The 7942-nt window shown below is 62.5% G+C and carries 10 protein-coding genes; all 10 read right to left on the minus strand.

All coding sequences use genetic code 11. From position 1 onward, the window contains the following. The coding region (locus tag AAC126_RS20800; RefSeq protein WP_339857144.1) for a TonB-dependent receptor plug domain-containing protein at window positions 1-1226 on the minus strand (1226 nt) is incomplete at its 3' end. Between the two features lie 96 nt (window positions 1227-1322). Next, a complete protein-coding gene (locus AAC126_RS20805; RefSeq protein ID WP_339857146.1) occupies window positions 1323-1514 on the minus strand; it encodes a hemin uptake protein HemP in 192 nt (63 codons plus the stop codon). 178 nt (window positions 1515-1692) lie between these two features. Further along, window positions 1693-2742 carry an energy transducer TonB gene (locus AAC126_RS20810; RefSeq protein WP_339857147.1) on the minus strand — a complete coding sequence of 350 codons (1050 nt, stop codon included), beginning with the start codon at window positions 2740-2742 and terminating at the stop codon, window positions 1693-1695. Then, window positions 2739-3140, minus strand: a complete 402-nt coding sequence (locus tag AAC126_RS20815; RefSeq protein WP_339857149.1) for a biopolymer transporter ExbD — start codon at window positions 3138-3140, stop codon at window positions 2739-2741. Before AAC126_RS20815 ends, AAC126_RS20810 begins: the two co-directional genes overlap by 4 nt. A gap of 4 nt (window positions 3141-3144) precedes the next feature. Next, window positions 3145-3552 carry a biopolymer transporter ExbD gene (locus tag AAC126_RS20820; RefSeq protein ID WP_339857151.1) on the minus strand — a complete coding sequence of 136 codons (408 nt, stop codon included), beginning with the start codon at window positions 3550-3552 and terminating at the stop codon, window positions 3145-3147. A 7-nt stretch (window positions 3553-3559) separates the two neighbouring features. Continuing rightward, window positions 3560-4252, minus strand: coding sequence for a MotA/TolQ/ExbB proton channel family protein (locus AAC126_RS20825; RefSeq protein ID WP_339857153.1), 693 nt, complete (start codon window positions 4250-4252; stop codon window positions 3560-3562). Window positions 4253-4315: 63 nt separating this feature from the next. Beyond that, a complete protein-coding gene (locus AAC126_RS20830) occupies window positions 4316-4759 on the minus strand; it encodes a hypothetical protein (RefSeq protein ID WP_339857154.1) in 444 nt (147 codons plus the stop codon). Window positions 4760-4783: 24 nt separating this feature from the next. Next, entirely contained in the window at window positions 4784-5464 is a 681-nt protein-coding gene (locus AAC126_RS20835) for a maleylpyruvate isomerase N-terminal domain-containing protein (RefSeq protein ID WP_339857155.1), read from the minus strand. 16 nt (window positions 5465-5480) lie between these two features. Next, the gene (locus tag AAC126_RS20840; protein ID WP_339857156.1) at window positions 5481-6587 is read right to left on the minus strand and encodes a cupin domain-containing protein; all 1107 of its coding nucleotides are present in this window, start codon (window positions 6585-6587) and stop codon (window positions 5481-5483) included. Window positions 6588-6625: 38 nt separating this feature from the next. Then, window positions 6626-7810, minus strand: coding sequence for a 3-hydroxybenzoate 6-monooxygenase (locus AAC126_RS20845; RefSeq protein ID WP_339857158.1), 1185 nt, complete (start codon window positions 7808-7810; stop codon window positions 6626-6628). Between the last annotated feature and the right edge of the window lie 132 nt (window positions 7811-7942).

Consider the following 7942-nt stretch of genomic DNA (forward strand, 5'->3'; position numbering starts at 1 on the left):
ATCAGGGTCAGCTTGTCCCAGAGAACGAGCTCGTTCTGGACATAGGCGCCGTACTGCGCGCTTTCGCCGCCCGGATGGAACGAAATGCTTCCGGATGGGTTGGTACTGGACGTCGGCTGATCGGCGGTCCGGGTCTGGAACGCATAACTGACACCGGTGATCAGATAATTCTCGTAATTGTCACCGGTGAAGCTGGCGGTGTTCTCGGCCCGTGCCTGCCAGGTTTCATAGGCATATTCGGTGTCCGCGTAGAGCGACGACGTGCTGGTGGCGGCATTCGAGGAATCGCTCTGGTCGACTTCGGTGTTCGAGTAGGAGGTGAACAGCTCCAGATCGATCAGCGGATTGCTCGTCGGCGTGTAGTTGTAGCTCAGCACGCCGGTCTGGTCGGTAACGGTCCGGTCGACCGTGCCGAACGCGTCGATCGTCCCGGTCTGGGAGTAATCGCTGTCATTCTCTTCCGTCGTCCAGTGCTGATAGGAGGCCCGGAGCTTGTGCTCCTTCGCCGCACCGAACTGATAGGTGCCTTTCAGCAACCCGGACGGTGCCTCGAAGTCGGAGCCGGAGATCGGGGTGCCGTTACCATCCTCATATTCATCCGCCTGGCGGTAATTGAAATTACCGAGCAGATCGAGGCCATCGACCGGCCGCGCGGCAATCGTACTTGAGGAAAGCAGGCCGTCCTGGTTGTTGTGCAGCTCGACCTTCTGGCGGAAGGCAAACTTGTCTTCGCCCTTCAGAAAATCAGCAGCATCCTTTGTCGTCAGGTCGATGACACCGGCCAGTGCGCCAGCACCGTAGAGCGTTGAGGATGCCGGGCCGCGCAGGACCTCCACACGCTTGTAGAGTTCCGGATCGGAGAAGAACGAGCCGACGCGGTACTGCTCGTGGAACTTGGTCGCACCGTCGACCCGGACGATCAGCCGGTTCTCGTCGGATGAGCCGAGGGAGCCGAAGCCTCGGATATTGAAGCTTTCACCGAGCACGCGCTCCGATCCGATCGCCTTGACGCCAGGCAGATCCGTCAGCACATCGCCGATTGTGGTCGGCTGTGCTGCATCCAGATCTTCCTGGTCCACGACGGACACGGATTGCGGCGTTTCGATGGCCACCTTCTCTTTACCCGCTGAAATTACGATACGGTCAAGTTGAGTGGCCTCGCCAGCATGAGCGGACGACACCACAGCGGTGGCGATAGTCGCCGCCGCAGCAATAGCTAAACGCATTCCAAAGCCTCTTCGTCAGGTCGCTGCAATTAGCTGCCTAGCGAAGGGCTGGGTGGCTACTTCTGTCTAAGCCGGAGATACCCTCCGGCGGGTCAGTCATTTCGTGAGGATCAACTTGTTGTTGTTCGTCACACGCAGTCTGTATTCGGACCCGTTGAAAAGCAGGAATACCTCCCGGTCATCCCCCATCAGATCGCTGACGAGAATGCGGTTCTTTTCATCCGAATGATGTGATCCAGCGCCGGTCGCTGTCGCTGTGTCCGGCTCGTCCGAGGGTGTCCCCGCCAACAACTCGGCTCCTCCAATGCTAATTTCACGAACGCGATGTCACGAACGCAAAGCGGGTCTCGCCCGCCAGATATGATGTTGCTGTAATAAACGATGCTTTCTGCAAATACAAATGCAAATCATTCGCATTAGTAAAAACGTATGACATGCCGCCTCCATCAAAGGACGCGGGCACTCATTACCGAAGATTATATTCGATGGAGGTGGTGAAATCGAAGGTGGAGCCATTGATCTCGGGCGGCATCGGCGGCATCGGATCGGCCCGTTTCAGGAGATCGAGAAGAGCCTCGTCCAGGATCTTCCGGCCCGAACTCTTCACGATTGAACGCTTCATGACCTGGCCGGCGCGATTGATCTGGAAACTGAACGCGACCGTGCCTTCGTAACGCCGCAGCCGGGCCGCACGCGGGTATTTCTTGTGCTGCTCAAGCCAGCTCTGGATCGATGCGAAATAGGATTTCCGCGCAGCGGCGGCACCGCCGCCGCCAGAGGAGGCCTGTGTCTGACCAGGGCCCGCCACGCGATTGGGCGCCGAGGAAGCGACATCAAACGTCCCGCTCCCTTTCTTTTTCTGCGCATCCAGCACCTTGTCCGCCAGCACGGCGTCGGCCTTCGGCTGTTTCGGGGCCTCTTCCACCGGCTTTGCCTCGGTGACTTCGGTCTCGACGGGCTTTACCTGTTCAACCGGGCGCGGCTGCTTGACCGTCTCGACCGGTTTCGGCGGCTCCGGCCGTGTGACCGGCAGGGGCGGAGGCTGAACGGCCGCCGTCACGGTTTCCACCGGAACAATCTCGGAAGCTTCAGCCACTTCGGTTTCCTGCGGGACAGGTTCCGTCACGGGCTCGGTGGTTTCCACGGGTTCGGGCTCGATAGGCTCGGCCTCGACCATTTCGACGGGTTCGGCCGGGGTGGTTTCCACGACTTCCGTGACCGGCGTCACCGGCGGAGGGGGCGCAACGGTCTGTTCAACCACCTCCTCCACGGATTCGCCATCGGGCGCGCCGCTGGCCTCGGCGGCCTGAATGGTTTCGGCCAGGGTCTGCGCGGTAACCCCGCCGGCATCCCCCATGATCACGACAAGACCGCCTTCACCCGTATCGACACTGCTGGTCGCGGACTGCTCGAACGCCACGAAGGACAGAACGGCCAGGCCATGCAGCGCAAGCGCGGCGGCGAACCCGGCGATCATTGAGGGGCCGGTGCCACGCCGTTCCACAATCGCGTTCATGACGCCCCCGTGGCCAGCAGACCGAGCTCCTTGAGCCCGACCGCGCGCAATTCCTCGATCAGGGCGATGACCATCGCCGCATCGCTCTGGGCATCCGCCTTCAGCTTCAGGCGCCCGTCCGGATTTTCGGTGAAATAGGTCTTGAGACGCCCGACCACATCCGTCCGGTCAAGGATCTCGTCCCGGAAGGAAAGCCGCCCGTCAGCCGCGACCAGCAAGACCGCCGTGGTGTCATCCGGCTGGCCTGAATTCGCGGTCTCCGGTGGCGTGATGTCCAGCAGCTCGGCCTTCTCAAGCGCCCCCGCCAGCATGAAGAAAATCAGCAGCAGAAAAACGACATTGATCAGCGGCAGGACATTCTCGGCCGCGGACTTTTTCTTGGGTTTTACAAGCCGCATCGCATCAGGGCTCCGACCGGCTCGCCAGGGTCACGTCGGTCAGCCCCCGCTCGCCCGCCATATCCACGGCCTTGACCACGGCCTGAACCGGCACGCCGGTCTCGGCTTCGACCACGATGCGGGGCTTGGGCTCTCGTCCGGCCAGGGTTTTCAGACGCTCGGAGAAATCCGCCAGGCTCATCCGCTCGCCGGAGACCTGATAATCCCCGTCGGCGCGCAATTTTACCAGCACGGAGCCTTCGGACGCGGCACCGGCCGCATTCCCGAGCTTGGCGGTTTTCAGACCGATGGCCCGCCAGTCAAGGAAGCTCGAAGCCAGCATGAAGAAGATGAGAAGAATAAAGACGACGTCGATCAGCGGCGTGAGACTGATCTCCGCCGTGGGGCGTCTGCGCCCGGCACTGAGCCGCATGATGGCCTCACTCCGCGCCTTGAAGCGCGGCTTCCGAAATGGACTCTGCCACAGCCCTGCGACGGACCGGAGCCGGAGCGGCGGTGAAGACCTGCGTTGCCGCGTCTTCCATCGCCCGTCCCGCACGCTCGACAATGCCGTCGACCAGCTGGTGCGCGGCGGTCGCCGGAATGGCAACCACCAGACCGGCGGCCGTGGTCAGCAGCGCGACCCAGATGCCGCCGGAGAGGATCGAGGGATCGACCTTGCTGCCCGCCCCCTCAAGCGCCTTGAAGGCGTCGATCATGCCGATCACGGTGCCGAGCAGACCGATCAGCGGACTGAGCATGGCGATGGCCGACAGCAGACGCAGGCCCGACGACAGCCGGTCCATGAACAATCCGGCGACCCGTTCCACCTCTTCCCGCGCCTCGGCGTCGGAAATATCCCGGTTGTGCCGCAACTGCATGGCGTAACGGGCAATCGCCGCCGCCGGGTGGGCTCCGTCCTCAAGAAGATCGAGCGCAGCCTTGCCGTGGCCGGAACGCCACAGCCCGAGGGCCTCGTCCCGCTCGCGGCCGTTCCACAGGCGCAGCATCAGGAACTGCACCATCTTGGAGGCAAAAACGGTCGTCGCCACCACGGACATGATCGCGAGCAGATACATGATCGGCCCGCCCGCATCCATAAAGCCCATGATCTCTTCGATCGCTTCCGTCATCGATTTTCTCCTGCCACCGCCTCAGCCGCCATCGTCATGAATGCCGTCATTGGGGCGATCCGGTTATTGCGTAAAGGGCACTGCCGCCCGGGATGCCGTCTGCAGACTGTCCGCGCAGAGCTCCGGCGCGACTGCCGCGCTCCCGCCCTCGCATGCCCTCACGCCATTCATCAGGACGCGCCCGACACTGCCGCAGTCGATTTCCTTCAGATCAAACAGTTTCACCCGTGTGTGCTCGGTATGGATCGGGCCCATGTCCGCGATCACGCGACGAACGACGATGCCGTCCGTATCGAACGCGACAAAATCGAGCTTCACGGCTTCGAGGTTCACCCCGGTGGTGTTGTTCACAACCCAGGTGGTGCGGCAGTCACCGCCCACGCTCTCGACCTTGTTCAGCTCAAGAAGCAGGCGTTTTTCCGCCATATCCGTCGCGAGTGCGGGTACGGAAATCGCCACTACCGCAAGCGCGGAGAGCCCCGTTCTGAAAAGACGCGCCAACCCCATGAGCCTACCTTCACGGATGAAATATTATTGCGAGTCATTCGCATTACTGACATGAGGATTAGGTACAGGAACGACATGCCCATTGCAACCACTGTCGTGGTGCTTTTTGGCGACAAAAGCTGCCATTTTTTGCCTTAATTCAGCTCTGCGGCTCAGGAACCGCGCAACTGCGGCGGAAGATCGCGCGTCATACCGCCATTTCCAAGCGCAAGAGCATCTCGCCAGATTTCTCGCGCCCGCAGCATCGGCAACTCCCGCACCCCCCTCAAGCGTCCTGACAACGGCATCCCACTGCGCATCTTCAAGATCGCGCCACACTACATTCAGATGCACGGCAGAATGGGTGAAAAGGTGGCGCAATGCCTGGGCTGGCAATGTCGCGCCGAGGTCGATCTCGGCGTCACGTTCCGCCGCCGAGGCATGCATCGGCGTCTCGACCCCGGTACGTCCCCAATCGGCCAGCCGGGTCAGTGCCCGGGCGTGATAGCCGACATGCGCGACAAGATGCCGCCGGGTCCAGCCGGGCACCAGGGACGGCGCGTCGAGATCCCGGTCGACCAGCTCGTTCAGCTTGCGGGCGAAATAGGCCGTTCCCCGGCGGGCAAGGACAAGATCCTCCGCCGGGGCAGCGGGAGAGTCATACCGGGCACCCGCGCCAAGCCTTGCCCGCAATGCGGCGCGTTCCGCCTCCAGAGAGTCGCCCATCACCGGCCCCAGACCCTCAGTCCTGCACGCCTTCGATCTTGGTGCGGGCGAAATTCAGCCGCTCCATGATCGGAGCGTCGGAGAAGCGGAACAGGTCGAAGCGGGTTTCCGCCTGCAGGGACCACTGGATCCAGGACGGGACGACAAACATGTCACCCTTCTCCAGCTTGTGTTCGACACCGTTCATCACCACCGCGCCAGCGCCTTCGAAAACCTGGAAGACGGAAGAGCCGACCTCGCGGCGCGGCCGCGTCTCGGAGCCCTCGCGCAAGCGGTGGAACTCGGTACGGATGGTCGGCATCACGTCGCCGCCCGTGGTCGGGTTGACGTAGCGGATGGCGGCATGGCCCGGCTCGACCGTCGCCGGCTGGCCTTCATCCTCCAGCAAAAGCTGCTCTGTCAGGGCCCGGTCGGTGAATTCCCAGCGATAGGCGCCGATCGGCGTGCTCACCGTGTCCTGCAGGCCGGAGAGCGGACGCAGACCCGGATGGCACCAGAGCCGCTCGCCCTGCGAGAAATCCGGTGTCGCGTAATCCGTCACCGTGTCGGAGCCGAACTCGAAGAAACCGACATCGTTCTGCTGGGAGAACGGAATATCCAGCCCGTCGATCCAGGTCATCGGCTTGTCGGTGACATTATGGTGGCCATGGAAATGCCAGCCCGGCGTCATCAGCAGGTCGCCCCGGCTCATCCGCACCGGGTCGCCATTCACCACGGTCCAGACCCCCTCACCCTCAACCACGAAACGGAAGGCATTCTGTGCATGCCGGTGCTCCGGCGCGGTTTCCTTCGGGCCGAGATACTGGATCGCGGCCCAGAGCGTCGGGCTGACATAGGCATTGCCGCCCAGCCCCGGATTGGCGAGGCCGATGGCCCGGCGCTCCCCGCCCCGTCCGACCGGCACCAGCTCGCCGGACTTCTCGGCCAGCGGCAGCAGTTTCGACCATTTCCAGACATGCGGCACGGCCTTGGGCTTCGGATGCATCGGCATCAGATCGCCGAGCTGGGTCCAGAGCGGCATCAGGTGCTCGTCCTCGAACCCCTTGTAGAGCGCGCGCAGCTCCGGGCTGTCGTCCGGCTGCATCGCATGGGCAACGTTCGAATGATCCTGTTCTGCGCTCATCTCTTCCTCCTCCGTTCGTGTCACGGCTTATGCCGCGCTCAGTTCTGCAATCCGTTCGAGCCATAGAGCCAGTGCAGCCGGTCGTACCATTCGGCGGGCGTCCGGCTGGACAGCACCTGATTGCGTGCCGCCGCCAAGGCTCCGTCCGGGTGATAGACATAATCGCCGATCAATCGGCTGCCGACCTGTACCCGCGCGGTGCGGGCAATGCGCTGCTGCTGATAGCTCTTCAGGACGGTTTCGATATCACCGTCCCCGCGTTTCATGGCCTCGGCGAGGCAGACCGCGTCTTCCATCGCCATGCAGGCACCTTGCGCGAAATATTGCAGCATGGGATGCGCGGCATCGCCGAGCAAAGCGACGCGGCCATCGACCCAATTGTCCACCGGGTCCCGGTCGCACAGCACCCAGAGTTTCCAGTTGTCACCATGCTCGATGATCTGCCGGGCGCGCGGATGGATATGCTCGAAACCTTGCGCGACCTCGTCCTTGGAGACCGGGCGGCCGGAGATCGCTTCCTGCAGGTCCCGGTGATAGGTCACCACCAGATTGAAGACCTTCCAGCCCTTCAGCGGGTAATGCACGATATGGCATTTCGGCCCGGCCCAGAGCGTCGCCGCGTTCCAGCGCAAGTCTTCCGGCATCTGTTCGGTCGGAATGACGGAGCGGTACGTGGTGTGTCCGGAGATGCGCGGCGCCCCGTCGCCGACGAGTTGAGCCCGGACCGGTGAATGCAGCCCCTCGGCACCGATCAGTGCGCTGCCGGTAATTGGATCGCGGCCGTCCAGCAACAGCGTGACGCTGTTTCCATCCTGCTCATAGCCGGTCGCCTTGTGGCTGGTCCTGAGCTCCACCAGAGGACTGGCTACACAGTAATCCAGCAGCGCCTTGTGCAAATCCGCCCGGTGAACCACGGCATAGGGGTTGCCCATATGACGGCGAAAATCCTCGCCCAGCGGCACCTGGGCGATTTCCTCGGCGGTCTGCGCGTCCATCAGGCGGAGCGCGTCGATATAGACCGCCTGCGCCCGGGCCTCGTCGCCGATGCCGAGATAATCGAAGGAATGAAAGCCGTTCGGGCCAATCTGGATACCGGCCCCGATCTCGCCCAGCTCTGCCGCCTGCTCAAGCACCAGCGATGCAAAACCGTTCTGCGCAAGGCCCGCAGCCGTGGCAAGGCCACCAATGCCGCCACCGGCAATGAGTATGGGTCGATCCGCCATCTATCCTCCCTGCCTCGTCCATCTTCGTGGGGCCGTCTTGCTGCGGCCGTTACCGGTTAAAGGCATTTTTCAGCCTCCAACAGAATACCTGTTGCATCGAAAGGTCAAGTTGATAAGCATACTTACTATATT

This window comes from uncultured Nisaea sp., assembly GCF_963974195.1.
Lineage (GTDB): Bacteria > Pseudomonadota > Alphaproteobacteria > Thalassobaculales > Thalassobaculaceae > Nisaea.

What these genes read in the sequence shown, in the direction of transcription:
- AAC126_RS20810 (WP_339857147.1), bottom strand. Translation starts at nt 2,742, where the DNA reads ATGAACGCGATTGTGGAACGGCGTGGCACCGGCCCCTCAATGATCGCC.
- AAC126_RS20815 (WP_339857149.1), bottom strand. Translation starts at nt 3,140, where the DNA reads ATGCGGCTTGTAAAACCCAAGAAAAAGTCCGCGGCCGAGAATGTCCTG.
- AAC126_RS20820 (WP_339857151.1), bottom strand. Translation starts at nt 3,552, where the DNA reads ATGCGGCTCAGTGCCGGGCGCAGACGCCCCACGGCGGAGATCAGTCTC.
- AAC126_RS20825 (WP_339857153.1), bottom strand. Translation starts at nt 4,252, where the DNA reads ATGACGGAAGCGATCGAAGAGATCATGGGCTTTATGGATGCGGGCGGG.
- AAC126_RS20830 (WP_339857154.1), bottom strand. Translation starts at nt 4,759, where the DNA reads ATGGGGTTGGCGCGTCTTTTCAGAACGGGGCTCTCCGCGCTTGCGGTA.
- AAC126_RS20835 (WP_339857155.1), bottom strand. Translation starts at nt 5,464, where the DNA reads ATGGGCGACTCTCTGGAGGCGGAACGCGCCGCATTGCGGGCAAGGCTT.
- AAC126_RS20840 (WP_339857156.1), bottom strand. Translation starts at nt 6,587, where the DNA reads ATGAGCGCAGAACAGGATCATTCGAACGTTGCCCATGCGATGCAGCCG.
- AAC126_RS20845 (WP_339857158.1), bottom strand. Translation starts at nt 7,810, where the DNA reads ATGGCGGATCGACCCATACTCATTGCCGGTGGCGGCATTGGTGGCCTT.